Genomic DNA, 26,514 nt, shown 5'->3' on the forward strand with positions numbered 1-26,514 from the left:
AACATAGGTTTCAATAAAAGTAGCCATTTTCTATGACCGGCTATGGTATGAAACTGCGCCAGCTGTTAATTTAACCTTTATATTACAAGTATAAAGAACGTTACCCTATGTTGAGATCCTCTCTGTTTACTCTTGCCGCCTGCTGGATTTTCTTTTTGCAGTTTCCGGCTGTGGTCGCTGCAGCTCAAAGCAGTGACTCGCTCTCAACGGTAAAAAGTGCTGCCCGGCAGACCTCCGTGGCAGAATTCCTTGGCTACCCACTGGGGCAGTGGCATCTACGACACGACCAGATAAACTTCTACCTTAACCAGTTGGCCCGCGAGAGTGCCAGAGTCTCCATCGAAAGAACGGGACAAAGCCATGAAGCCAGACAACAGTTAACTGCGGTTATCACCTCAGCAGAGAATCAGGCAAGACTGGAAGATATTTTAAAGCAGAGAGAGAAAGTTAAACTCGGCGATAAACAGCAGGGGCCTTTAGTGATCTGGTTGGCCTACTCTATCCATGGTGACGAAGCCAGTGGTGCCCACGCCGCACTCTCTCTGAGCCATCTGCTGGCAAGCAGCAATGAGAAGTGGATAACTCGACTCCTCGATGAAGCGGTCATCCTCGTCACCCCCAGCCAAAATCCGGATGGTTTTGATCGATTCTCTAACTGGACCAATAATTACCGCGGCCAGGTAGATGTGAGTGACAATAACCATAGGGAGCACAGACAAAATTGGCCAGGCGGCAGAAGCAACCACTATTTTGCCGATCTTAACCGGGACTGGCTTTTCCTTCGTCACCCGGAATCTCAAGGCAGGGTGGCACTGTTTCATAAGTGGCAGCCACACTATGTGGGCGACTTTCATGAGATGGGGCGGGATCGGAGCTACTTTTTCCAGCCCGGCGTTCCCACACGCACTCATCCGTTAACCCCTAAAGAGAATCAAGCCTTAACCGCAAAGCTGGCTAAGTTTCATCAACGAGCGTTGGATGAGATAAAGCAGAGCTACTTCAGCCGCCAGATGTTCGACGACTTCTATTATGGCAAAGGCTCAACCTATCCCGATATCAATGGCTCTGTAGGAGTACTTTTCGAGCAGGCCAGTGTAAGAGGACAGGTTCAGGCAACAGATAACGGCGAGATGAGATTCGAAGATGCGATCAGTAACCAGCTAGCTACTTCGATATCCAGCCTGAAGGGAAGCCTGAAACTAAAAGATGAACTGCTCGAGTACCAGAGTAAATTCTATCGGGAAAGAGGCAAAAAACTGCAGCGGGGCCGTCAACAGGGCTTCATTATCGGTGCACCCTCCAACGGAAACCGTATCGCAGAGCTGAGTAAACTGCTGGCGCAACACCATATCGACTTCTATTACCTGACTAAACCAGTCACTCAGGGTAAGATCGATTTTGCCGTTCAAAGCAGTCTGTTTATCCCGGTCAATCAACCACAGAAAAGCCTGTTATTGGCCATGTTTGATAACAGAACCGAGTTTGACGACCCCACCTTCTATGACGTATCCGGTTGGAACCTGGAACACGCTTTTCATCTTGAGTTGATCAGGAATATCAAGCTGGATATAGATGTATTATCTAAAGAGCAACCAGATCTGACCACTTTCACCCCTACTGAACACACGGTAGCCCTACTCATAGATTGGCGACAGGATAATGCCGCTCCGATGCTGGAGCAGCTATTGCAGGCGGGGATACATGTTAAATTTGCCGAAAAGGCTTTCACCATAAGAGTAGATGGCACCGATATCGACTACCCGCCGGGAAGCTTGCAAGTACCTTTGAAGCAGAGCGCGATTACACCGCAGGAGATTCTATCAAGCGTCACAGAGGCGTTAACACGGTACCCGTTAAACATCGCCTCAGTTAACACCAGTGCTGTACGCTCGGGCATAGACTTAGGTAGCCCTGACTTTCACCCTGTGAAGCCGATAAAAACGCTGTTAGTGACAGGACAAGGTACAAATGCGTCTGAGGCCGGAGAGCTTTGGTACTACCTGGACACTAAGCTGGCGGCCCCAGTGACTCTGGTCGATGTAAACAGGCTGGCACGCCTCTCTTTAGATGAATATAGCCATGTCATCCTGCCCGGCGGTGACTACTCAACACTGGATGAAAAGTTTGCCCGTAAACTGGGACAGTTTGCCAGTCAGGGTGGGATCATAGTGGCACAGAAAGGGGCCCTGAGCTGGCTCAACAAGGGGCACCTGCTTAAAACCGACCTTAAGGAGGCCCGCTTTTATAAGCAGTTGTTCGATAGCACTAACCTCAGTTTTGCAGACAGAGAGAAACTTGATGCCAGGCAGTCTATCGGCGGAGCGACACTTGAACTGACATTGGATCCGAGCCACCCACTGAGTTTCGGAGTTCGCGGTAACAGCTTACCCATTCTTAAGAACAAGGCCTTGGGGCTAACCCAGACCTCGACCCCTTTCGTTGTGGCTGCCAAATATGCCGAGGAGCCCCTGTTAAACGGTTATCTCGCTCGGGAGTATCAGCGTAGCCTCTCCAACGGTCCGGCCATACTGCTCGAATCCAGAGGCAAAGGGGCGGTTGTCCTGTTGGCGGATAATCTGATGTTCCGCAACATCTGGTTAGGCTCAGAGAAAGTCTATGCCAACGCCCTCTATTTTGTGCCGGCGTTGGATTAGTGAGGTTCATATCGATCTAAGAATAATTGGACTTTATTATCAGCATTCGTCGCCTGTTACTCCTTATCTTGAATCAACCTAATCGATTAACCCGGGTGCCTCTGCCCTCGCGAGACACCAAACCTGCACATGGATATGACGCAACCGAAACAGCTTAGCGATCTCTTTTGCCGTCGTGCCTGTGGTCACAACATCATCGATCAAGGCTATGCGCTGATAGGGGAAGTTATCGCTGAGACAAAAGGCGCCGGCTAAGTTTTTCCGGCGCTGCCTGCCCGAGAGTCCGGCCTGAGAGCGAGTATCACAGATCCTGGTTAGCCCCTCAGTTACCACCGGGATCTTCAGTGACTGAGCGATAGCCTCGGCAATCAGATAGGCCTGATTAAAGCCTCTTTGCCTCAGCCTTTTACGGTGCAGCGGAACCGGAACCAGCACCTGGGGCAGCTGCAACAGGCCACGGTGCTCCAACTGCAGCACACGCCTCACTAATGCACGAGATAACACAGGCAGTGCGGAGAGCTGTGCCTGATACTTGATCTGCCCTATCCACACCCCCAACCCCTGATGATAACTACATGGAGCAACGACGATAACGGGTTCGCAGGAGAGGCAGGTGCCACAGTAAAGGGTTTCGATCTGCATAATACGCCCGCACCCCAAGCAAGCCGGAGCATGATAGAGACCCGTTACCAGACATACTGAGCAGATACCCGAATCCGGCAACGCCATGGTTTGATGGCACATCAGGCATCGATTAGGTAAACTGGCAGCCAACAGCGCCAGCGCGCCGCGATAGAGCGCCTGTAATCGTTTTATTAGCAATGGCCCGGCATTTACCAAGCGGCTTAATGCACGGTGTATCATTAAATTTTTTATCACAGAAAAAGTCCGTTTTTTCTAATCAGAGGTACAGCTGTGAATCAGCCCCTTTACATCGAGTCCATTGGTCAGGGCCAGGAGATAGTTATGCTCCACGGCTGGGGAGTGAACGGCGCGGTTTTCACACCACTACAGCCACTACTGTCTCAGTATAGGGTCCACTATGTGGATCTGCCCGGTTTTGGTCACAGTCAAACGATTGAGGGCGATATTGATACCTGGGTCGACGCCATAGCCTCCAGAGTGACACAAAAGGCGATATGGATAGGTTGGTCTCTGGGGGGACTGGTGGCCAGCAGGGCCGCTATCCGTTATCCCGAACAGGTAGAGGGGTTGGTCACTATCGCCTCCTCTCCCTGCTTCATGGCTAGGGAGGAGCAGTCTTGGCCGGGGATCCCGCCTCAGGTACTGGCCGATTTCAGCAATCAACTCGACAGAGATCTCGGCAAGACCATAGAACGCTTCTTAGCAATACAAGCCATGGGCAGCACATCGGCAAAAGATGATATCAAGCAGCTCAGAGAGCTGGTCCTATCCAGGCCACTTCCCGAGTCAGCCGCACTGATACAGGGACTGGATATGCTTAAACATGTCGATCTCCGCCCTCAAATATCACAGATAGTGCAGCCCTGGCTCAGAATTTGGGGACGTTTAGATGGTTTAGTTCCCAGACGCGTACCAGCTTTAATGCCGAAAGATCGGCCACAGTATCGGGATCTCATATTTCATAGAGCCTCACATGCCCCCTTCATATCCCATAGGGATGAGTTCATCACGGGCCTGAATGAATGGGTAGAGACATTTAAAGACTGAATATCTCCGATAATGCTTTATCTCCAATCCATAAATGGCTATTATTTAACCATTAAAGATTGGAGGTACACACATGTTAGTGGTCACTAATTATCCGCAGGTGCCGATAGCGACAACCAATGCCGCTACCGACTCTGCACGCACGGATAATCAGCAGCGACCACCAGTCATCCCGCCCAAAGAGTTAACCAAAGGTCATGAAGAGCGCGCCTTTACATCTCAACATGAGCGCACCGCCGAGCAAGCCGATGCTCAAGCCCGGTTGAATGAGAGGGTTCAGGGTAAACAGCAAGGTACAGGGCAACAGCAACAGGAGGGGAAACAGCAGGAGCAGGCGAAACAGGCCGCCCCTCAGCTGATCAAAGACCTGCTCAGAGGAAAACCGGCGCTTCAACGACGGGATATTCGAACCCATTCTCAACCGGTCAGCCAGGCTGCCCAGAAAACTGACAGTGAAAGAGCCATTATCTTAGATCAACCCTCGGAGTTTTATCGTGAATTCGGCCAACGAGTCGGGAGCTTTTATCAGCAACAGACTCACCCCCACGATGAACCTGCCATATCCACACTTATTTGAGTGTCGTCTCAGTCGAAATCAAACTGTCTCGTCTAAGCACCTCATCCTGAGGGCGATAGAGACTCTTCTGATAGGCCAGACTTCCCCATAGTGCCCAAGCCAAGGCGACCTGTTTCATCTCATCACTCTGTGGTTTAGCAACTAATGTCTGTTCAAGGAAGTCATATTTAAAGCCGCTGGGCTCCCTTTCCGGTTGCAGTACTACAACATCGTCGCCACGTAGATAGGCCATATTTTTATCGTATTGCATCAAGGCGCGACCGGGCCAGTCATCACTGACGCGGGTCAAATCCTGACCTAACATAGGATAGCTATCCGATATTCCCATCATAGAGAGCAGGGTGGGCGCGAGATCGATCTGGCTCACCACCCTCTGATCCCGTTTAACTTCGACACCTTCACCAAGAATGATCCCGGGGATCCTGAATCGTGAGATAGGCACCAGACTGGAACCACCCACTCTGCTGTCATGATCGGCAACGATCAAAAATAGCGTGTCCTTCCAGTAATCAGATTTTTTGGCCAGCTTGAAAAACTCACCCACTGCATAATCCGCATACTTAGCCGCGTTGTTACGTGTCTGTTTAGGCTGTTCATAGAGCTCAATTCTGTCATCAGGGAACTCGAAAGGATCATGATTACTCGAGCTGAACACCAGGCTGAAAAATGGTTTGCCCTGCTTGTGAAACTGCTCAAATTCACTATTTGCCCTTCTCATCAGATCTTCATCCGAAACGCCCCATGAACCGGTAAATGCGGGGTTTTCATAGTCGTTTTCATCGACAATATTGCCAAATCCATTACCGAGAAAGAAACTCTTCATATTATCAAAATGGCTCTCCCCCCCATAAACAAACTGAGTTTCATAACCATGTTGCTTTAACAGCGCCGCTATCGAAAAGAATCCATGCTGGCTCTTACCCAGCTTAACCACGGAGCGAGCCGGAGTCGGTGTAAAACCCGTCGTCACCGCTTCAATTCCGCGAACGGAGCGGGTACCTGTAGCGTAGAGATTCTCGAAAGACCAGCCCTGCTCAGATAACTCATCAATATTCGGCGTCAGTGGTAAACCACCTAAGTTCCCCACAAATCGAGCACCTAAACTCTCCTGCAAAATAACCACCAGATTCTTAGGTTTGCCCTGGTAACTGGCAGGGTTAAAGGTGAGGCTGGGGATAGCCTGTGATGTAAAGGCTGAGAGCTCTCTGCCACTCTCCTTGCGTATAGTTTCTATCACCTTCTCCTCATCCATACTGCCATACATCTTCGAGGCACTGGCCTCGCTCTTCATCTGACTGATAGCGAAGAACAGGGAGTAGGAGGAGTTGGTCACCAGAGAATTAACTAGGGGATCATCGGCAAAAGAGACCATTGCCGGATTTAACGGCCTGTGTCCCAGGCTGGAGCGGGCTCCGAGCAGAGCGACCACAATCACCAACAGGGCGATAGCCGGACGAAAGAACCAACGAGGATAGCGTACACTCTTCAGCAGGCTGCCACTGAGCTTCCATCCGCCCCAAAGCGTCACCAGACTCAGCAGGGCACCGAATATCAGCTCGAGCTTGCGACCGGTCCACAACATGGAGAGCACCTCTTTAGGATAGATGAGGTACTCGATATAGAGTCGATTGGGCCTGATCCCGTACTCTTCGATAAACGAGGGAGTCGACGCCTCCAGAAACAACATCAACCAGAGTCCGAGAGTGAGCCAGACTCTTAAAACTGAATTCCAGCTTCGTCCGAGAAGGTGATCACCTGAAAGCAGGGCCGTGCCCAGGGCCGCAACGCCCCACAACCAGCACAGGGTGGCCAAGTCGACCCTAAGACCTTGAATTATAAGATGAGACCAACCACCAACGGCAACGACACGATCGAATTGCCAGAAGCCCAGCCCGATACGGCTTAAGGTGACAATGAGTAAAGCGATGACACAAAAGCATAGAATGGATCTAAAGGGACCCAAAAAAGTGAAGCGAGAGGCCATGAAAGCACCCAAAAATTATCTAGTATCACTAATCCAGAGATCTGGAGTGGTCCATGCGCTAAGACTCCCAGGGGAGTTTCCCTCTCTCACTCTCTAAGGAGTGATAAGCAAATATCTATTTCACGACCATAAAATATGCGTGCGAGTTAGATTCACCATCCTCTTTAAACAGGAATAAAATGAGACAAGCCGGGATTATATAAGTTCACCATTTTTTTATAAAGCAGAAACAAAACTGAAACATCCGAAACGGGAGCAACAAGCATAAAGCAAAAAAAATGTCGAATGGGTAACAACCCATTCGACATCATATAAACCATCGATCACTTATCTATCGGTAGTAGTTATACCGTTTGTATTACTTCTTCAATTTCGCGAAGGCATCGGCAAAGGCGTTGCCCATGGCGGCATTGACTTGCTGTTTCGGCTGAGACCTATGTTGAGGTTTACCTTTACCCTGTTGATTCGATTTGGCAGGCTTAGAACCTGATGGGGACTTTTGATTAGCACGATTCGCAGGCATATCGCCGGCCTTCTCATCCAGACGCATGCTAAGACCGATGCGCTTGCGTTCAACATCGACCTGCATCACCTTAACTTTAACCACGTCACCCGCCTTAACGACAGTGTGAGGGTCGCTGACAAACTTATCCGTCAGTGAGGAGATATGCACCAAGCCATCCTGATGAACACCGATATCGACGAAGGCACCGAAGTTAGTCACATTGGTCACCACCCCCTCTAAGATCATATCGAGCTTAAGATCTTTAACCTCTTCCACTCCCTCTTTGAAGGTGGCTGTCTTAAACTCACCACGGGGGTCGCGACCGGGTTTATCCAGTTCAGACAGAATATCGGTAACCGTTGGTAAACCAAACTTGTCGGTAATGAACTCCTCGGCGTTGAGGCTACGCAGCAACTCACTGTCCCCTATTAAGCTATCCAACTGCCGATCTTTTGCCTTGGCGATGGATTCCACCAGCGAATAGGCTTCCGGGTGCACAGAGGAGGCATCCAGAGGATTATCGCCATCGGTTATACGCAGGAACCCCGCCGCTTGCTCATAGGCTTTAGGGCCTAAGCGAGCCACCTTAAGCAACTGCTTTCTCTGTTTAAACTTACCATTCTCATCCCGGTAAGAGACAATATTTCTGGCGAGTGTTTTATTTAAACCGGCGACCTGTGCCAGTAAAGGGGCGGAAGCCATATTGAGATCGACCCCGACACCGTTAACACAGTCTTCTACAACCCCTTCCAGAGACTGAGACAGCTGACTCTGACTGACATCATGCTGATACTGCCCGACTCCGATCGACTTGGGTTCGATCTTAACCAGCTCGGCGAGCGGATCTTGCAGACGACGGGCGATGGAGACGGCGCCACGAATGGATACATCCAGATCGGGAAACTCATCGGCGGCAAGCTCCGAGGCCGAATAGACCGAGGCGCCGGCTTCACTCACCATGATCTTAGTCAGACCCGGCAGTTCGGCTTTCACACTGGCGATAAGGTCACTCGCCAACTTATCCGTTTCTCTCGAAGCGGTGCCGTTACCTACCGCGATCAACTCAACCTTATGCATCTTGGCAAGGTTCGCTAAGGTGCGAACAGACTTGTCCCACTGATTCTGTGGTGCATGGGGGAAGATGGTCGTGTGAGCCACCAACTTGCCGGTGTTGTTTACGATAGCCACCTTCACACCACTTCTCAGGCCCGGGTCTAATCCCAGTGTCGCCTTGGCCCCAGCAGGGGCCGCCATCAATAGATCGCCCAGGTTCTTGGCAAAAACTTTGATCGCCTCAGACTCCGCCTGTTCACGCATCTTAGCGAGAAACTCATTTTCCATCTGTAGTGCTATCTTGATACGCCAGGTTGCTGTGACTACGGTTTTCAACCACTGATCTACCGCGCTATCGGTCAGGTTAAGTTTAAAGTGCTCGGCGATGATCACGGCGCAGTAACTGCTTTGCTTAGACTCGCTGTCCGGATCGGCATTCATGCATAGGCTCAGCATCCCCTCATTGCGGCCACGCAACATGGCTAGAGCGCGGTGAGAAGGTATCTTGCCTAGTTTCTCTGAATGCTCAAAGTAATCACGGAATTTTTCCCCCTCTTTCTCTTTCCCTTTAACCATTCGGCTCTCGAGCACAGCGTTTTGATTAAGGTACTGCCTAATTTTCTGCAGCAGGGTCGCATCCTCGGCGAAACGCTCCATGATGATGAAACGTGCGCCATCGAGAACTAATTTACTATCGGTAAACCCCGCTTCCACATTGAGAAACTTGCCCGCTTCGAGTTCAATATCTGCCTGTCTGTTACCGAGCAGGTAATCGGCTAAAGGCTCGATGCCCGCTTCGATCGCAATCTGCCCCTTAGTGCGACGCTTAGGCTTATAGGGCAGGTATAGATCTTCCAGTCGCGTCTTACTGTCTGCATCTGTCAGGGCTTTTTTCAATTCGGGCGTCAACTTTCCCTGAGTCTCGATGCTAGACAGGATCACCGCTCTTCTGTCATTCAGCTCACGCAGGTAACTCAACCTGCTGCTTAAGGTACGCAGCTGAGTATCATCCAGCCCCCCGGTCGCCTCCTTTCGGTAACGTGCAACGAAAGGTACCGTTGCTCCATCATCGAGAAGGGTGATAGTTGAGGTGACCTGCTGTTCGCGAACATTCAGTTCCTGAGCGATGATTTGGGCAATATTCTGCGTCATTTGCATAAGAAGTTTTGTCGTGCCTGAATAGATAGATTTTAGTGCTGCCAAAGATAGCACAGCCTACACACCTCTTGCATGAAATATGCTTAAAGAGATTTCACAGGTGTGAACAAAAAAGCCCGCTGAGTGCGGGCCTTTTGTCCGGGAGAGGGATCAATGATGAGTGTAGCCATCCTCTCTGATCAATTTTTTCGCCTTCTCGATATCCAGTGATTCCAGCGGCTCAGCCAGATAGTAGGGTAACTCGACGGGTTGATCACTCAACTGCACTATCTTCCCCTCCTGCAACCTCTCAAGCACTGAGTGAAGCGTATCTTCCAACTCCCTCGGCGCAGTGCGATATTGTGCACGCATATACTCGATCAACTCGCTGACCGTATGACGACCATCGGCGAGGGACACCACAACCGCCATCCAGTCCTCCATAGGCGTCGTGTCTTCCGGCTTGTCGATATCAACCAATGAAACCTGATTATCTTTGCGGGTGAAAATGGCGGTACGATAAAAATACTGAGTGTTATCCATCTTGATTATCCATTTTTGTTATCTTTCGAAGAATCGCATGCTCTATAAGATTAAAAGTTAATCAAACCTTACCATATCATTCATTCCACTTAACTTGTTGCCCGAATGCCGTTTCTGAACCTGAATATATTAGCGAGTTCAGTTTCAGCTTTGCCTCAACCGCCTGCTCCATGCACCTTAACTGTTGCCACACAGCTCATTCCACCGCTCGGTCGCTTGAGGATCGCCGTTTCTAAAGCCTATGTAAGTATTCAACTTCTTAGTCGTCTCGCTCTGATGTTCACCCTCTACCGAGGTCGGCACCTCGATCAGGTGCAATCCACCTTTATTCGCCGTCTCAATCAAGCAGTTTACGAGTTGCTCGGTTGTCTCACACAGATGGCCCTGTCCGCCGTAGGCCTGAATCAATAATCTTGGTTCGAACCCTTGATCATTACAGGCATAGATAGGCGCATCACCGGCCTTACCCAGGTGAAATATATTGTTTCTCATATAGAGAATCGTCACATTGGCCCCCTGCTTCTGCAGATTGATCAGTTCATTCGCCTGAAAATTAAAACCACCGTCTCCAATCATGACTAAAACAGGCTGCCTACTGTCGCTCTCGGCAAGTTGATCGGCGACAGCGCGTGCATAGGGAAGCGCGGTTCCCATGGCCGCATACCAGGGGTTAGCCAGATAGCTTCTGCCGATGTCACTCCCGAGCGTTTCCAGCTCGAAGCTGGCAAACAGGGAACTTCCCACTTCGGGAAGAAAAATATAAGGCTTGCAGAGCCTGCGCTGAGCGCAATTTATCGTATCCGCCAGGTTATGGTAGCCAAGCATAGTCGAGGCCATAGGTTTAACGCCTTGATCGGCGGTTAGTTCAATTTCCGGAACACTCTCTCTTGCCGGAAGCTGTTGCACCAGCAGGTCGATAACAGACTCAATATCCTGCTCCCACCTGGCCGTGCCTTTTAACATCGTTTTATGGCTATGGGTATCTACCGCATGGGTCTGACTGCTGAATGCATTGTTAGTATCGGAAGGGAAAATTGCCGTACCCAGCTCCAGGATATAGTCGACCTGAGACTCAATATAGTGCTTGCCTTGGAGGTCACTGAAGGCACCGTTATAACTACCTAAGCAGAGTGGGTCGCTCTCATCGAGCATCCCCTTGCCAAACCAGCTTGTCGCATAGGGTAAATTCTGTTGATGACACAAAGAGATGATTTTCGACAGTAGCGAACGATTCAATCTCAGCTTCTCCCCCAGAAACACCAGAGGCTTGCCAGCCTGTTTCAACTTTGCCTCGATATCCCTGGCAATTAAGCCTGCCCCGCTCAAATTCAGCGGTTGCGAAAGCGATATCTGCTCCGGGCACCGGGGCAGGCTCAGGGATTGGGTAGGCTGATTGATCAGATCTCTTGGGATCTCGATAAATACCGGCTGACGATTAAGAAAAGCATAACTGAGTAACTCCAGACACTGCTCGGCGGCAACATTTGGCTGACCGCTATGCCTCTGCCCCTGCAGGCGCTCGGCCCTGACACCCAAAGCACGAAAAGAGTTCAGGGCCGCATCCAGGTCCGTATGCCAGGCTGTGTGGGGATGTACCGAATGATGCAGTGCATGGCTGTTGATCTCAGCCTCACCGGGCGCGCCGGAGATAAAGATCACGGGTAAGCCCTCGGTTCTTGCCAGCGCGGCCGCAGTCACACAGGGGAGACTGCCAACCGTATAGGTCGTCAAACACAGTCCCAGCGGATTCAACTCGGCCTGGGCACAGGCACTGAAGCCGGCATGCATCTCGTTGCTCGACGGCAGCACATCGATATGCCCCTCCAGTGAGTTGATCAGGTTTGCGACAAAATCACCACCGACACCATAAGCCCGCTTTACTCCAAAGAAGGCCAGCAACTCCCCCAGACAGTCACCAAAGAGTGGCAAACTGTTGTAATACTCACTACCAAAGTTATCTTTAATCGATGGAGACACGACTCTACCCCTCTTTACTTCGCAGACACTCTCTGTTTATAGAGCATGCAGCCTAGAGAGATTGAGAAAGAAGGTGTTGATCGAGATCAGTTTTGAAAAAATGAGCAGAACAGCCCAAGTGTATAGATAACGTGACATATAAGCGTGATTCGGCTCACACTCCCATATAAGGGGGCTGATAAGCGAATCAGGTGTGTAGGACCGGGTTTACACCAAGCCGATCATTGATTCTTGCTCTGCTGCAGACTCAACCTCAGCAGAGAGCAGTTGAGAAGAAGCTGGCCCTCTGGACACAGCTTGAGAGGGCTAATCCTGAGGCTCTTCAAACGCCTGATATTGGATCTTATTGATATACCACTCCTTAGGGCCAAGTGGTGTCGGCACAACCACCTCGTCGTCCACCTGCTTGCCGATAAGCGCGCGGGCCATGGGTGAGTCAATGGTGATGTAGCCCAGCTTGGTATCCAGCTCATCTTTACCCACGATGCGATATTGCACTATCTCGCCGGCTTCGTTTTCCAGCTCTACCCAGGCACCGAAGAACACCTTGCCCTCCTGCTGAGGCGAGTAGTCGACGATCTGCAGCTCTTCGACCCGCTTAACCAGGTAGCGAACCCGGCTGTCTATCTGACGCAAAAGCCTTTTATTATAAGTGTAATCGGCGTTCTCGGAGCGATCTCCCTGAGCGGCCGCCTCCTGCACCTTCTTGGTGATCTCCGGGCGATACTCTTTCCACAGGTATTTGAGTTCTTTATCCAGGGCCTGCCAGCCTTTACGGGTGATTAACATGGCTTTCATCTTTCCAGCTCCAAAGCCGATATAAACAATATTCGCGTATTTTAGCTCGCCGGCGACACTATCTCTAGCCGAATTTTTCACGATTTAATAGCCTAACCCCGATAGAGGTCATTCAGGTACCCGAGTCGCGGGATGGCAATTATATTCAGCTAAAACCTGAAGTTGCAGACTGTGACCGCAGAAAAAGTGATGAATCAGAGATAAAGCTGAGCTTGTCTCTTTTTGCACAGATAAAAGGTGCTAGCATGATGACATCTGAGCCGACGCAACCTCACTCATCACCCCCATATCCCGAAGTGCGCAGCCATCTATATCACTAAAAGAGAGAACGATGATCGAATTCACCCCCATAGGATACGCAAAAACCCCCTTCGAACAGATAGAGAATGTGCCGGTACAGGGCGCCGGAATATCGAGAGATATCGGCGAGCTGATCCTCGATGAGGAGTACGCGGCCGGGCTGGATGATCTCGATGGTTTCTCCCATATCTACATCGTATTCCACATACATAAATCAAAGGGTTACGAGCTGAAGGTAAAGCCGTTTCTGGATAATGCACACAGGGGGATCTTTGCCACACGTTCACCTAAGCGGCCGAACGCCATCGGACTGTCGATTGTGGAGATAGACAGGATTGAGGCAAACCGTATCCTGGTGCGGGGCATAGATCTGTTAGACGGGACACCGATTCTGGACATTAAACCCTATATACAGTCATTCGATAACATTACAGACACCAGAGACGGCTGGTACGAACATGGCCTGGATCCCCGTGATGTTCGCTCAGATACACGATTTGCGTGACCTTCACCTTATCGGGGTGTTGAACCTGACACCCGAGGTTTGATCCAATTTAGTTACAATTTCATAAATGGCACCATACTCCATATAAAACCGGATAAAATTCATGGCGTTAATCACGAGCAGACACCCTGTTCGATAGGGTCAGTCTGATCGGCAAAAAAATGGCTGCTGGTCTTTGACAGGAATAAGCGGCTATATTAGCCTTAATTAAAAAGATTCATATTCAATATCAGCCAGTTGGACACCTATAAAAAGGATAATAAGCATGGGACAGGAAACCTCTAAAATTCTCGTCGTCGATGATGATATGAGGCTGAGAGCCTTGTTAGAGCGTTATCTGATGGAGCAGGGTTATCAGGTTCGCAGTGCAGCCAATGCAGAGCAGATGGATCGATTACTCGAACGTGAAAACTTTCACCTTCTGGTGCTGGACCTTATGCTTCCCGGTGAGGATGGCCTATCTATCTGCCGCAGGCTTCGTCAGGCTGGAAATCCGATCCCTATCGTCATGCTTACGGCCAAAGGGGATGAGGTAGACCGCATCATAGGCTTGGAACTCGGGGCCGATGATTATCTGCCTAAACCGTTTAACCCCCGTGAGCTGCTGGCCAGAATTAAGGCTGTGATGCGCAGACAGAGCCAGGATGTCCCCGGTGCGCCGACACAACAGGAGGAGGAGATCACCTTTGGTGAGTTTGCACTCAACCTCGCTACCCGTGAGATGTACCATGGCGAAGAGGCGATATCACTCACCAGTGGTGAATTTGCCGTGCTTAAGGTGCTGGTGAGCCATCCAAGGGAACCACTATCACGCGATAAATTGATGAACCTGGCTCGCGGCCGTGACTACTCAGCGCTCGAGCGTTCCATCGATGTGCAGGTTTCCCGCTTGCGAAGACTGATAGAGAAAGATCCGGCAAACCCCAGATATATACAGACGGTGTGGGGACTCGGGTATGTGTTTGTACCCGACGGTGCCGCCCGACGATGAGCTCAGGTTCAGCCTTAACCCCTCTGTTATCGATAGTGCCTGTTGGAGCCTGTCGCTAAGATGAAGTGGCTGAAGAAGTTGCTGCCCCGCAGCGCATTTAGTCAGACCGTGATGCTGATTGGCTGTTTGTTGCTGATCAATCAGCTGGTGTCATATCTTTCGGTAGCCACCTATTTTATCCAGCCAACCTATCAGCAGATAAATCAGTTGATAGCGCGTCAGGTCAAACTCCTGTTTGTCGATGGTGTCGACATAGGCCGTGAGCACCTCACCATGGTCGATGCCCTGAATGCCAAGGTGCGTGACGATGGCATGGAGATCTACAACCAGAAACAGGCACGGGAGGCCGGAATCGAGCAGGCCGTTTATTATGGCTTCCTCTCATCTCAGATGTCCGAGCATCTGGGCGGCAAGGCCGAAGTTAAGATAGCCCAGGGAGAAGACTTCGAGATCTGGATCCGCCCGCCTCAGGCCCCGTCGATCTGGATCAAGGTTCCCCTGACCGGCTTCAATGAGTCTGACCTATCACCGCTCACTCTCTACCTTATGGTGATCGGTGCCTTGAGTGTCGCCGGCGGCTGGTGGTTTGCCAGACAACAGAACCGGCCACTGAAGAAGCTTCAGAAAGCGGCGATCTCTGTCTCTATGGGCGACTATCCAGACCCTTTACCCCTCACAGGTTCGACCGAAATTGTCGAGGTAACCAACGCCTTCAATCAGATGTCACACGGAATGAAACAGCTGGAACAGGACAGGGCCCTGTTGATGGCCGGCATATCCCACGATCTGCGCACTCCGTTAACCCGTATCCGTCTGGCCTCCGAGATGATGGTGGAGGAGGACGAGTATCTCAAGGATGGCATAGTCCACGATATCGAAGATATGGATGCCATCATCAACCAATTTATCGCCTATATTCGTCAGGATCAGGAGAGCACCAGGGGGCAGGGACAGGTTAACCAACTGATAGAGGATGTGGTTCAGGCCGAATCGAATCGGGACGGCAAGATTGAGGTCGAGCTTCAGGATTGCCCGGAGATACCTATGCAGAGTATCGCCGTCAAACGTATTCTCAGTAATCTGGTCGAAAATGCATTTCGATATGGCAAGGGATGGGTAAAGCTCAGCTCCCACTTCGACGGCAAGCGAGTGGGCTTCAGTGTAGAGGATAATGGTCCCGGCATCCCGGATGATCAAATCCCCAAGCTGTTTCAACCCTTCACACAGGGAGACACGGCGAGGGGGAGCGTGGGCTCGGGTCTGGGGCTTGCCATCATCAAACGAATTACCGATCGCCATCATGGTGAAGTGGTGCTGACAAACCGAGCCGAAGGCGGCCTACACGCACAGGTTTGGCTACCTATGGAGTAGGGCCGCCCCCCCTTTCAATCCTGCGTCATCTATCTGCAATATAATTGTCACGCTACGGAAGCATAGTTGAAATACCCTTTCACCGGGCTCACTTTCAGACGCGATACCGATGAAGATATCAACCCTTTCGCTTTCAGCATCTGCGCTTCTGCTTCTGCTGGCGGCGCTCCTCGCCACCCTCGTAGTGTGGAGCAGTGATCAGCGACAGCAGATTGAAACCCGCTCGAGTGAGCTTCAACAGCTACAACAGATATTTCTGGTTGAGATAAGGCGTGAACTCGCGGACTACCTGCTCACAGGCGATGCCAACAGGCTGGGGCTTGCCGAAAACAAGCTGCAACAAATTGTCGACAGGCTCACTCTGTCATCGAGCCAAAATGCACGCACATTAGAGCATCACTTGACTCAGTTCATCGACAAACTTAACGGCGACTACCGCGCCGCAGGAAAGCTTGCCGGCAACCCAAGGCAGCTGCTCGCCCATGCCGAGGCCGAAATGCTGGACAACAATACTCGATTAGCCGATTACGCCTACCTGGGACAAACAGAGAACCCGGTTCTGGCTGATAAATATCTCGCCCTGACCCGCCAGCTTCCGCCACTGATCTATCAACTATCGCAATTGACGCAGGACTACCTGATTGGCAAAGATCTGAAATTGCAGCCATTTCTCGATGCCAAGCTTCAGCAGCTGGCTAACTGGCATGACAGGCTCGATAGCCTGCCGTTAATTGGCATATATGAGCGTCAGCAGATGGATGAATTTGCTCTGGGCGGGGATGAAGAGGCGCTCTTCGAGATAGGCGAAACCTACCACACTGAGCTGCTCAGCTTGAGTCATAGATACGGCAAGGAGATCAATAACACCCATAAGCTATTAAGTGATAACCAGTTAGTACAGAGAAGGCTCAAACAGGATATCAGCGCCATAGAACAGGCACTGCTCTCATTGGGGGCCATACAGGCAGAGCAGAACCGAGAGTTGAAATACGAACTGCAACTCGCCCTCTATGCCATGGTCTCTATACTCGCCATATTTGCTCTCGTTTACCTGCTTCTGCAACAGCGAAGAGTGGTGACGCCTCTCAAGCGCCTCAACAGCGCTTTTTTGAAACTCAGCGAGTCCAATAACCGAGAACGCCTCGAGATCCACAGACGCTGTGAAACCGGCCAGATAGCCGGACACTTTAACCAACTTCTTGATCGCTTTGAGGATGAGGATGAATCACAACGCCGGCAGATCTCGCTGGTCTCACGCTCACTGTCAGCACTCGTCACACGCATATCACAGCTCAGCCGCAGCAGTGATGAAACGCAAGCCTTCATCAATAACGCGCAATCCCAAACTGATGAGATCAGAGCCTTAGCCCGCCAAGTCAGCTCCACCTCAGAGTTGGTTGAGCAGAGCGCCGAACAAACTATGCTACAGATGCAAAGCAGCCAGAGGGAAGCTGCAGCTGTGCTGGCTGCAACTCTGGAGACTCAAGAAGCGGTTGCTCACAGCCATCACTCGCTATCGAGCCTGTCGACTGCCGTGAGCGACGTATCCGGAATCATCGATGTCATAGGTAATATCGCCGAACAGACTAACCTGCTGGCGCTAAATGCCGCCATAGAGGCCGCCAGGGCCGGTGAGCAGGGACGCGGCTTTGCCGTCGTCGCCGATGAGGTCAGGTCTCTGTCGCAACGCACCCAAATCTCACTCGATGAGATCATGGTCATTCTCAGTCAGCTTAACACCGCGAATCAAACTCTCGAAACCAGCATGACGGGGATAGAGCGAGCCGCCGACAGTCAAAAACTCAGGGCTCAGAGCCTGTCAGATGTTGCACAACAGGTTCAGGAACAAGCCAGTAATATGGCGGGCACGGCTATGCAGGGCTCAGCCAATGCCCAGCAGCAGGTAAACTATCTCGATGGCTTTATCGAAGCGATGGAAGGCCTGAAGAGACATGCGCAGGCGACAACGAAGCAGAGCAGTGTGATAGCGCAGGAGGTAGAGCAGAGTGTGACAGATATCCGCAACAGTTTAGATAGCAGACTGAAACAGCAGAAAATTGTCAATGCCGCCTGAACCTTACAGATTCCCATGCTAAAATATTGCGCATAAAATGGCTCACTGAAATCGGGTGAGTAACAGATAGCATCAGGGAAAACGATGAATAAATTAACACTCAGCGCGACCATTGCAGCATTAGGCCTGTCACTCCATGTTAATGCTGAAGAGGCCAGCTCCCCGCTGGCCATGTCTGTGATCTCGGGTATGGAAGCCTATGAAGACTCTCCCCACAGCTCCCTGTCGAAAGGCGTCGGTATCTCTCTCATCTGGGACGACCTCAGATACGATAAAACCTATAAACTCGACAGAAACTACTTTCGGGTACGCGGAACCTACTATTACGAAAAGGATGCAGAGAAATACGATGAAGACAGATATCGTGACTCGATGGATCTTAAGCTTCATTACCAGCGTCCATTTATGCGCTTCAATGACGATGAGGATTATACCCTCAGCGTTACGGGTCACTACGAGGGCCACTACAACAGTCAGCAACTCGAAGAGTTTGAGCAGCTTGCCGTCACAGGCTTAGTACTCAACAAGCGCATGGGTAGCACCCACCATTACGACCTGGGCGTCACCTTAGGCTTGGCCTTCAGCGAGGAGGAGAAAGATGATGACTGGCCGAGAGAGTCACAGGGGATTGGTGAAGAGGAGCTCAACCGCCGCGGTTTTGGTTACTACTTCGAGCTGAAGAACAGCTATACCTTCAGCCACACCGGGGTTCAGCTATCTCTGAACTACAGCCGGTACGATGGCCTGTGGAAGTATGAAGACAACAAGTCCTATAGCTTCAACAGGCTCAACTTTGGTGTCATTATTCCCTTAGCCAATAAAGATAACCTGCTGCACTTCGCCACGGAATATATAGACAGAACCTCAGAGCAGGATCTGATTGGTTTCGATGATGTGCTTTACCGGGTACATGCCGAGTACGTGCACTATTTCTAGTTCTGATTAGTCATCAAGTTTAAGAGAGGAGCCATAAGGCTCCTTTTTTGTACTCTGTACCCAATCCAATGAAGGTTTGGTTAACTTTCATTAACTGTACCCGGACCGGGTTATTGGCATAAATTAGAGCAGGCTTCGGATATAAGGTTTTGCAACATATGAACAGATGGGCAGTTGGTCTATCGCTGGCTTTTTTTGCTTTCATTCTTTGGGTGATCTACCTGGCAAATACAGGTGCCAGCAGTGTGCTCTTTAACCTTGTCGGAGCGCTCCCCTATGGCGACAAGCTAGGACACTTTTGCCTCTTTGGTCTACTGACCTTTCTGTTTAATCTCGCCTCTCGCTGTAAATCGTTTGCCATAGGTCGGCTCCGTCTCTACTACGGCACTGCAGCTGTTACTATTTTCGTTGTTGCGGAGGAGATCAGCCAGGGGTTCATCCCCAGCAGAACATTTGACGTGATGGATCTCACCGCCGACGCTCTGGGGATTCTAGGCTTTACCTACCTGAGTCACCTTATTAGCCGAAAGTCGGCGAAAGCATGACCCCTATGCCTTCATCGCCGCCTTAACATACACATCGAAGCGATTTTTCTTGGTCGCAATCACCATAGAGGGCTTTACGCCATCCAGATCCTCTGCGTAATCTGGACGTTTAACCACCACACGCTTGCTGGCCAGTGCCATGGCGGGGGCGAGCAGTCCATCGGCATCAAGGTCGGCGCCGACCAGTGACTGGAATACCCGCATCTCTTTTTTCACCAGTGCAGATTTGGATTTGTGCGGATACATAGGGTCTAAATAGACCACATCGACCTCCTCACCCAGCTCGATAACAGATTCGAGGCTTGAGCCGTGTACCAGGGTCATGCGCTCACGCATCCAATCCCCTATCTCCTCGCTTTCATAGGCGCGGCGCAATCCATCTTCGAGCAGGGCGGCAACAACAGGGTTACGCTCCACCATAGTCACCTTACAACCGAGACTGGCCAGCACGAATGCATCACGTCCAAGCCCTGCGGTGCCGTCGACAACCGTCGGGTTAACCCCTTGCTTAAGGCCTACCGCCTTAGCTATCGACTGGCCTCGCCCGCCACCAAACTTACGCCTGTGAGCCACGGCCCCTGAAACAAAATCGACAGAGATCCCCTTAAGTTTGGGCTCATCGCGCTTATTGAGGATCAAGGTGTTATTCTCGAAAACCAGCTCAAAGGCGGCAGTTTTATCAAAAATCAGTCCCCAGCGCCGGCAGATAGCCTCCAACGAAGGGTATTGAGCGTTAAAGAAGATGCCTGTCGGCGCTAATGCTTGCTTAACTTGGGTCACGTGGGCTCGTAATCAGACGGTTATCGGTACATTATGCCAAAAGCGCCGCCCGGTGAATACACCGGCTTTCACCTTACCTCACCCCGCCTCCCGAACAGCGATAGACACAGTGCATTAACCAAGATAGAAACTGTGCTAAAATGGCGCTAACTCGTTTTCTCTTCATTTTCACTGGATCTCTCATGCTAAGTTACCGCCACGGCTATCACGCCGGAAATTATGCCGACGTGTTAAAGCACTCTATCCTGTTGCAAGTACTCAAGTCGTTGCATAAGAAGGATAAGCCCATGGTCTATATCGACACCCATGCAGGCGCCGGCGGTTATGCACTCACCGACGAATTCTCCCAGAAAACCGGAGAGTACTTAGAGGGGGTCGCTAAGCTATGGGGAAAAGAGGATCTACCCGGGTCACTGCAACAATATGTTGATGATGTCAGACATTTCAATCAGGGCGAGGCCGAGTTAACTTTTTATCCGGGCTCTCCGGCATTTGTCGATATGAACATGCGTGAGAAAGACCGCATGGTGCTACATGAGCTACATGGCAGCGACCACCAGCTTCTGGATGAGCAACTCGGCAATGACAAACATATCCGTATAGTCAAAGGGGATGGCCTCAAAGGCTTGATCTCGGCGGTGCCCCCTCTGGAGCGACGCGGTGTGATACTTGTCGACCCCAGCTATGAGATAAAGTCAGATTATCAGGATGTGGCCAAGGCGATAATTAAAGCCCACAAACGTTTTTCCACCGGGGTATATATGCTCTGGTACCCTGTGGTCAACCGGGCACAGACCGAGGGGATGTTAAAACTGCTCGCCGATAGCGGCATCAAGCGTCAACTGAGAATAGAGCAGGCGATAAGACCCGACAGTGACGAGTTTGGCATGACTGCGGCCGGACTGTGGATCATCAACCCTCCATGGCAGCTCGATGAAACGGCGAAAGAGATGCTGGATTATCTCTCACCACTGCTGAACCAGGGTGGCGGTGACACTAAGGTGATCTGGGAGGTCGGTGAGTAGACAAGCTCTGATTCCTTGGTAGTGAGTTTGTTATTGATATCACTTGCATTTAGCTTGTTTTGAGGAAGAAATATACTGCGCACAACAGTTAGATGCCTTTCATGTCGTGACCTAGTGAATTTATCTGCGAGATTCATTTGATCTGCACAAAAAACATGCGTAAAATGCCCGGCAATTTATCTGACCGGAATTTGAAATGAACCACCAAGTCAATCGACACTGTACCCAAAATCGTCGAAAGTCGGTTCCTTTCTATTCCGATCATTTATAAAAAGCCTCTTTTTTAAAAGGGGCTTTTTTTTGCCTGTTTTTTAGAAAACAGGCCGCTATGTATCGAGAAAATAAAAGGGAAAAGGCCATGGTAAATTCACTATATAAAAAGCACATTATTTCCATTCCGGAATTAGACCGCAGCCAACTTGAATCAATAGTGGCAACAGCTGGTATGCTAAAGGCAACCCCAGCCCCCGACCTGTTGAAGAATAAGGTCATCGCCAGCTGCTTCTTTGAACCCTCTACCCGTACCCGTTTGTCTTTCGAGACCGCAGTCCAACGCTTAGGCGGCACTGTTGTCGGCTTCGATAATGATGGCAACACCTCCCTGGCGAAGAAAGGCGAGACCCTTTCGGACTCGGTACAGGTCATCTCCTCCTATGTGGATGCCTTCATAATGCGCCATCCCCGGGAAGGCGCGGCCCGACTGGCCTCTGAGTTCTCCAATGGCGTGCCTATCATCAACGGTGGTGATGGTGCCAATCAGCACCCGACACAAACGCTACTGGATCTATTCACCATCTTCGAGACTCAGGGGCGACTGGATAACATCAATATCGCCTTTGTGGGAGATCTCAAGTATGGGCGTACCGTTCACTCACTGACCCAGGCCCTGTCCAAGTTTGATAATGTCTGTTTCTACTTCATCTCACCGGAGATTCTGGCCATGCCGGATTATATCTGTGAGGAACTGGATGAAGCCGGTATCAGCTACAGCGTACACACCAGCATGGAGGAGGTGATCCCCAGTCTGGATATATTGTATATGACCCGGGTACAGAAAGAGCGTCTGGATGAATCTGAGTATGTTCATATGAAAGCGGCCTATGTCCTGACAGCTGCCATGCTGACCGAGGCACGTGAAAACCTGAAGGTTCTTCACCCCTTACCCCGTATCGATGAGATCACCGTCGATGTCGACAAGACTCAGCATGCCTATTATTTCCAGCAAGCAGAAAATGGCGTTTACGCCAGAGAGGCCCTACTCGCACTGGTACTCAATGAACAACTATCGGCAGGAGACACAAACAATGACTAATTCGATGAAAATGCAGGTTGAAGCCATTAACAATGGCACGGTAATCGACCACATTCCGGCCAATATTGGAATGAAACTGCTGAAGTTGTTCAACACTCAACTCGTTAACCAGCCCGTGACAATAGGGTTCAACCTGCCCTCATCGGCCTTGGGGGCCAAGGATATTATTAAGGTTGAAAATATCTTTATCAATGAGGAACAGGCGAACCAACTGGCCCTCTATGCACCGAATGCCACGGTCAACCAAATTGAAAACTACAAGGTAGCCAAGAAACTCACTCTGAAACTACCCGAACAGATCCACGCTATTTTCAGGTGCCCGAACAGCAACTGTATTACCCACAACGAACCCGTTGACAGTAACTTCAAGGTGCTCACCAAGAAGGGAGATATCCAACTCAAGTGTAAGTACTGTGAAAAGGTATTCTCCCGCGAGATCGTCACCGAACATCCATAATAGGGCCTATGTGGAAAGTGATGTTCACCGCCCCTGAATGAATACCTAGCTTCAAAAGCAATGAAACCTCAGCACTTGCTGAGGTTTTTTTACAGCCAGTCTAAAGCTGCAAGCGATAACGGTTATAAGCAGGATTATTCAAGCTGCGAGGTGGTATTAGTTACTACGGAACTCAAAACGGTTCGCATGGAGTTCCCTGATGAAAGATCATCTGCCAGCGCCCCTGAGTTTTTCTCCAGATCGAGCTGCGCAGGGAGTAGCGGGTGATAAACTCACCGGGCTTCTTCATCGTCGCCCTATAGAGAAGCTGGGCGACATCACTGGAGAGCTGACGCAACTCAAATGACGTGGCTGAAAATTCCGGGCACTTCTCCCGGGGGAGGTGCTTTAACACCTCTCTTTTACCGAAACTTGCTCCCGAGCTACCGAACTCGATAAAGTCGTCATGGATAAGCTGGTCCAGCTCCTGAACCGACACCCTTACATCCGCCTTAAGAAGGTATAGCTCAAGCTCAACAAGTTTTTTCTTTAAACTGGTGTGCATACACTCTCCTCCCTGTTAGACCGGCCACATAAATGCGTGAAAATATCATTCGACAATTACTGCTTTAATAATAACTTAGCATAAAAAATCAGCTGTTGAGACGATTCTTAAACATAGATTCAATTTCCAGGAATATCCACTCCATCACAGGGCCATAAGCCCTGTCGCGCCTGTTTACCACCCCCATCTCAACCATCAGAGGATCGGGAATATTCTCCGTTGAGAGCTCAATGACCTGATTGGTGTACCACTCCGAATTAGCCAGGTGGTCGGGCACCAGCGCCCAGCCGAGCCCCCTGGTTACTAAGGTTGTGATGTAATAGTAGCTGTCGATATACCAGTGATTAGCCGACAGAGCCTTAGCCTGACTGCTTCCGACACGGTCGCGGATAACCAGTTGCCGATATTGGTTGAGCTCCTCGATAGTCGGTGACTCAATCTTAGACAGCGGGTGCTTAGGCGACACGATCAACGAGTGATAGAACTGACCGATAGACATAAACTCCAGCGAGTCAGAAAAAGACTTCACATAGAAAAGTATCCCCATATCCGCCTTCCCCTCATCGACCCACTGAGCGATATCGTCCTGAGAGCCATTGATGATGGTGAGCTTCAGGAGGGGAAATCGACACGCGACCCGTTCAAACAGTGACTCGAAAGTATTGATAGGCACGGCTTCATCCATAGCTACGGTTAACGCTATCTCCTCCCCCGTTGTCACCGTCATCGCTCTGGACTGTAATCGCTGGCACTGTTCGAGCACGGCTTGCGCCTCGACATACATATCCTCGCCATGGCGGGTCAAGACGGGCAACTTTGCCGTTCTGTCGAATAACTCGAACCCGAGATCGGCCTCCAGATTCGCAATAGCTGTACTCACTCTCGATTGCGCACGCCCCAGCTTACGTGCAGCCCCGGAGAATGAGCCACACTTGACCGACAACACAAACGCCTCCAGTTGAGCCAATGTCCAATTCATAACCTCTCCATCAAGATACTCTTATCCCTTCAATAAACCATCCGAAATTCGGATAGAAACTAACTTTAATCAATCCGCTTATTGAGAGTATCCTATCGCCTCCAACAGATGCCAGAAAAAGATCATGCAAGCCGATAAACCAGATATTTCACAGGATCGTTCAATACAGCGCACCTTCTGGCGTTACGCTATCCCTTCGATAGCGGCGATGTTAGTCAACGGCCTGTATCAGATCATCGATGGTATGTATATCGGCCACTACCTTGGCTACGAGGGGCTGGCGGGTATCAATGTAGCCTGGCCTATCATCTATGTGATTGCCGGGGTGGGGTTAATGATTGGGATGGGCGCAGGCAGCCTCAACTCTGTCAGCCGCGGAAAGAGCATGGCACGCAGAAGAGGCTCGACAGAAACCAGCACACCCCATGCAGAAATAGCCACAACACTATACACGGCTCTGTGCCTGGCTATCGGCTTTGGGGTTATTTTCTCCTATCTGCTCTTCGTGAATGGAACCGCCCTGCTACTGGCCCAGGGTGCAGAAGATCAGGCCCTGCTACTGGCGCAAGATTACATCTCACCTTTCGTATGGACGGCGGTGATCACCATTCTGGCATCTGCCCTGCCCATATTGGTTCGTAACGACGAGAGTCCTAACATAGCGACGACGCTGATGGTCATAGGTGCATGTACGAATATCGTGCTGGACTACCTGTTCATCGTTCAATTTGATATGGGACTAAAGGGTGCCGCTCTCGCTACCGTCTCCGCTCAGTTGTCGGTGTGCCTGGGCGGTATAGCCTACTTTCTTTCGGGCAGATCACAGCTCAGGTTGTCCGCGTATGGTCCAGATTTTAACAGCCGGCTGAGCGGAAGGATTCTGTTACTGGGCTCATCGAGCTTCGTTATGTATATCTACACCAGTTTTGTCTTTGCGCTGCATAACCGCCTGTTTATGGAGTATGGCTCTTCTATAACCGTTGCAGCCTTTGCCATTGTCGGTTACCTGATGGTCCTCTACTACTTCATCGCCGAAGGCATTGGCGAAGGGATGCAACCACCGGTCAGCTTCTTCCTCGGAGCGGCTCAGCCCCACAACATAAAGAAGATGGTCCTCTTAGCGGCAACGGTTTCACTCACCATAGGGCTGAGCTGGGCCGCTGTGTTAAACCTGTTTCCTGAGTACATGATAGGGCTATTTAACAGCGATGATACGGCGTTGATACAAGAAACCGTAACCGGCATTCACCTGCATCTGTTTGCTATGTTTCTCGATGGCCTGATTGTGTTAGCCACGATGTATTTTATGGCTGTCAATCAAGGCGGTAAATCATTAGCTATCTCACTGGGAAATATGCTTATCCAACTGCCTTTCCTCTACATGTTACCTAAGTGGTTAGGTGTATATGGCGTATGGGTAGCCATGCCCCTCTCTAATGTGGTCATGTTTTGCATCGTTGCGCCTATGGTCTGGTATCACATGAATGCGGCAACTCATAAGCAAGTGCCAAGTCTGGCCACAGCTTAGGCTCTACGCTTGAAACTGCAGAAACTGGATTCCGGCCTTCGCCGGAATGACCAGAGTAATGCGCGCTGCGCATATACCTTACCGGAGGCGATGTCGGAGCGTCCATCATCCCGAATCCACTTACATCATCCTGAACTGGTTTCAGGATCCAGCTTTTAATGTCAGCCTGTGTCTCTGAAGGTAAAGAGAGGGAGGCTATACCCCTTCTCCCGTTCAGCCCCGGTTACGATATCTCTCCAGTAAGATT

General features: G+C 50.6%; 22 protein-coding genes. 13 read left to right on the forward strand and 9 right to left on the reverse strand.

All coding sequences use genetic code 11. From position 1 onward, the window contains the following. Window positions 1–107 precede the first annotated feature (107 nt). On the forward strand, window positions 108–2,654 hold the full coding sequence (locus tag Q1B47_RS19855) for a M14 family zinc carboxypeptidase (protein ID WP_299797803.1): 2,547 nt from the start codon (window positions 108–110) through the stop codon (window positions 2,652–2,654). 78 nt (window positions 2,655–2,732) lie between these two features. On the opposite strand, the gene Q1B47_RS19860 is transcribed toward Q1B47_RS19855, so the two are convergent. Beyond that, the gene (locus tag Q1B47_RS19860; protein WP_366873938.1) at window positions 2,733–3,398 is read right to left on the reverse strand and encodes a ComF family protein; all 666 of its coding nucleotides are present in this window, start codon (window positions 3,396–3,398) and stop codon (window positions 2,733–2,735) included. 171 nt (window positions 3,399–3,569) lie between these two features. On the opposite strand from Q1B47_RS19860, the gene bioH reads away from it, so the two are divergent. Both bioH and Q1B47_RS19870 read left to right on the forward strand, forming a co-directional pair. Then, complete coding sequence (bioH, locus tag Q1B47_RS19865; RefSeq protein ID WP_299797809.1) at window positions 3,570–4,346, forward strand: pimeloyl-ACP methyl ester esterase BioH; 777 nt, start codon at window positions 3,570–3,572, stop codon at window positions 4,344–4,346. A gap of 73 nt (window positions 4,347–4,419) precedes the next feature. Then, on the forward strand, window positions 4,420–4,923 hold the full coding sequence (locus tag Q1B47_RS19870) for a hypothetical protein (protein ID WP_299797812.1): 504 nt from the start codon (window positions 4,420–4,422) through the stop codon (window positions 4,921–4,923). Here Q1B47_RS19870 and Q1B47_RS19875 read toward each other — a convergent pair. The 5 genes from Q1B47_RS19875 to greB form a co-directional block, all read right to left on the reverse strand. Then, complete coding sequence (locus Q1B47_RS19875; RefSeq protein WP_299797816.1) at window positions 4,916–6,907, reverse strand: LTA synthase family protein; 1,992 nt, start codon at window positions 6,905–6,907, stop codon at window positions 4,916–4,918. The genes Q1B47_RS19870 and Q1B47_RS19875 overlap by 8 nt on opposite strands. Window positions 6,908–7,265: 358 nt before the next feature. Continuing rightward, complete coding sequence (locus tag Q1B47_RS19880) at window positions 7,266–9,623, reverse strand: Tex family protein (RefSeq protein WP_299797871.1); 2,358 nt, start codon at window positions 9,621–9,623, stop codon at window positions 7,266–7,268. 150 nt (window positions 9,624–9,773) lie between these two features. Next, on the reverse strand, window positions 9,774–10,145 hold the full coding sequence (locus tag Q1B47_RS19885; RefSeq protein ID WP_299797819.1) for a hypothetical protein: 372 nt from the start codon (window positions 10,143–10,145) through the stop codon (window positions 9,774–9,776). Window positions 10,146–10,322: 177 nt separating this feature from the next. Further along, window positions 10,323–12,122 carry a thiamine pyrophosphate-dependent enzyme gene (locus Q1B47_RS19890; protein ID WP_299797822.1) on the reverse strand — a complete coding sequence of 600 codons (1,800 nt, stop codon included), beginning with the start codon at window positions 12,120–12,122 and terminating at the stop codon, window positions 10,323–10,325. A gap of 306 nt (window positions 12,123–12,428) precedes the next feature. After that, window positions 12,429–12,920 carry a transcription elongation factor GreB gene (gene greB / locus Q1B47_RS19895; RefSeq protein WP_299797825.1) on the reverse strand — a complete coding sequence of 164 codons (492 nt, stop codon included), beginning with the start codon at window positions 12,918–12,920 and terminating at the stop codon, window positions 12,429–12,431. Window positions 12,921–13,251: 331 nt separating this feature from the next. Here greB and tsaA point away from each other — a divergent pair, with 331 nt between their 5' ends. The 6 genes from tsaA to Q1B47_RS19925 all read left to right on the forward strand — a co-directional run bounded on the left by tsaA (window position 13,252) and on the right by Q1B47_RS19925 (window position 19,642). Continuing rightward, window positions 13,252–13,725: a tRNA (N6-threonylcarbamoyladenosine(37)-N6)-methyltransferase TrmO gene (tsaA, locus tag Q1B47_RS19900; RefSeq protein ID WP_299797828.1), complete on the forward strand. Its 474-nt coding sequence runs from the start codon at window positions 13,252–13,254 to the stop codon at window positions 13,723–13,725. A 265-nt stretch (window positions 13,726–13,990) separates the two neighbouring features. After that, complete coding sequence (gene ompR / locus Q1B47_RS19905; protein WP_126507436.1) at window positions 13,991–14,716, forward strand: two-component system response regulator OmpR; 726 nt, start codon at window positions 13,991–13,993, stop codon at window positions 14,714–14,716. A gap of 60 nt (window positions 14,717–14,776) precedes the next feature. After that, window positions 14,777–16,087: a two-component system sensor histidine kinase EnvZ gene (gene envZ, locus Q1B47_RS19910; RefSeq protein ID WP_299797836.1), complete on the forward strand. Its 1,311-nt coding sequence runs from the start codon at window positions 14,777–14,779 to the stop codon at window positions 16,085–16,087. A 109-nt stretch (window positions 16,088–16,196) separates the two neighbouring features. After that, entirely contained in the window at window positions 16,197–18,161 is a 1,965-nt protein-coding gene (locus tag Q1B47_RS19915; RefSeq protein ID WP_299797839.1) for a methyl-accepting chemotaxis protein, read from the forward strand. Between the two features lie 84 nt (window positions 18,162–18,245). Continuing rightward, the gene (locus Q1B47_RS19920; protein WP_299797842.1) at window positions 18,246–19,097 is read left to right on the forward strand and encodes a hypothetical protein; all 852 of its coding nucleotides are present in this window, start codon (window positions 18,246–18,248) and stop codon (window positions 19,095–19,097) included. A gap of 158 nt (window positions 19,098–19,255) precedes the next feature. After that, complete coding sequence (locus tag Q1B47_RS19925; protein ID WP_299797845.1) at window positions 19,256–19,642, forward strand: VanZ family protein; 387 nt, start codon at window positions 19,256–19,258, stop codon at window positions 19,640–19,642. Window positions 19,643–19,645: 3 nt separating this feature from the next. Here Q1B47_RS19925 and Q1B47_RS19930 read toward each other — a convergent pair whose 3' ends face one another. Continuing rightward, the gene (locus Q1B47_RS19930; protein WP_299797848.1) at window positions 19,646–20,422 is read right to left on the reverse strand and encodes a class I SAM-dependent methyltransferase; all 777 of its coding nucleotides are present in this window, start codon (window positions 20,420–20,422) and stop codon (window positions 19,646–19,648) included. A 182-nt stretch (window positions 20,423–20,604) separates the two neighbouring features. On the opposite strand from Q1B47_RS19930, the gene rlmJ reads away from it, so the two are divergent. The 3 genes from rlmJ (at window position 20,605) to pyrI (ending at window position 23,216) form a co-directional block, all read left to right on the forward strand. Then, window positions 20,605–21,447, forward strand: coding sequence for a 23S rRNA (adenine(2030)-N(6))-methyltransferase RlmJ (gene rlmJ / locus Q1B47_RS19935; RefSeq protein WP_299797851.1), 843 nt, complete (start codon window positions 20,605–20,607; stop codon window positions 21,445–21,447). Between the two features lie 358 nt (window positions 21,448–21,805). After that, window positions 21,806–22,759, forward strand: a complete 954-nt coding sequence (gene pyrB / locus Q1B47_RS19940; RefSeq protein ID WP_299797854.1) for an aspartate carbamoyltransferase — start codon at window positions 21,806–21,808, stop codon at window positions 22,757–22,759. Then, window positions 22,752–23,216, forward strand: coding sequence for an aspartate carbamoyltransferase regulatory subunit (pyrI, locus tag Q1B47_RS19945; protein ID WP_299797857.1), 465 nt, complete (start codon window positions 22,752–22,754; stop codon window positions 23,214–23,216). Before pyrB ends, pyrI begins: the two co-directional genes overlap by 8 nt. A 172-nt stretch (window positions 23,217–23,388) precedes the next feature. On the opposite strand, the gene Q1B47_RS19950 is transcribed toward pyrI, so the two are convergent. Next, entirely contained in the window at window positions 23,389–23,760 is a 372-nt protein-coding gene (locus Q1B47_RS19950) for a nuclear transport factor 2 family protein (protein WP_299797860.1), read from the reverse strand. Window positions 23,761–23,848: 88 nt separating this feature from the next. After that, complete coding sequence (locus Q1B47_RS19955; protein WP_299797863.1) at window positions 23,849–24,739, reverse strand: LysR family transcriptional regulator; 891 nt, start codon at window positions 24,737–24,739, stop codon at window positions 23,849–23,851. Window positions 24,740–24,863: 124 nt separating this feature from the next. Between Q1B47_RS19955 and Q1B47_RS19960 the strand changes: the two genes are divergently transcribed. Further along, entirely contained in the window at window positions 24,864–26,267 is a 1,404-nt protein-coding gene (locus Q1B47_RS19960; RefSeq protein WP_299797865.1) for an MATE family efflux transporter, read from the forward strand. The last annotated feature ends 247 nt before the right edge of the window (window positions 26,268–26,514 follow it).

The sequence above is a fragment of the uncultured Shewanella sp. genome, from assembly GCF_947501225.1.
Lineage (GTDB): Bacteria > Pseudomonadota > Gammaproteobacteria > Enterobacterales > Shewanellaceae > Shewanella.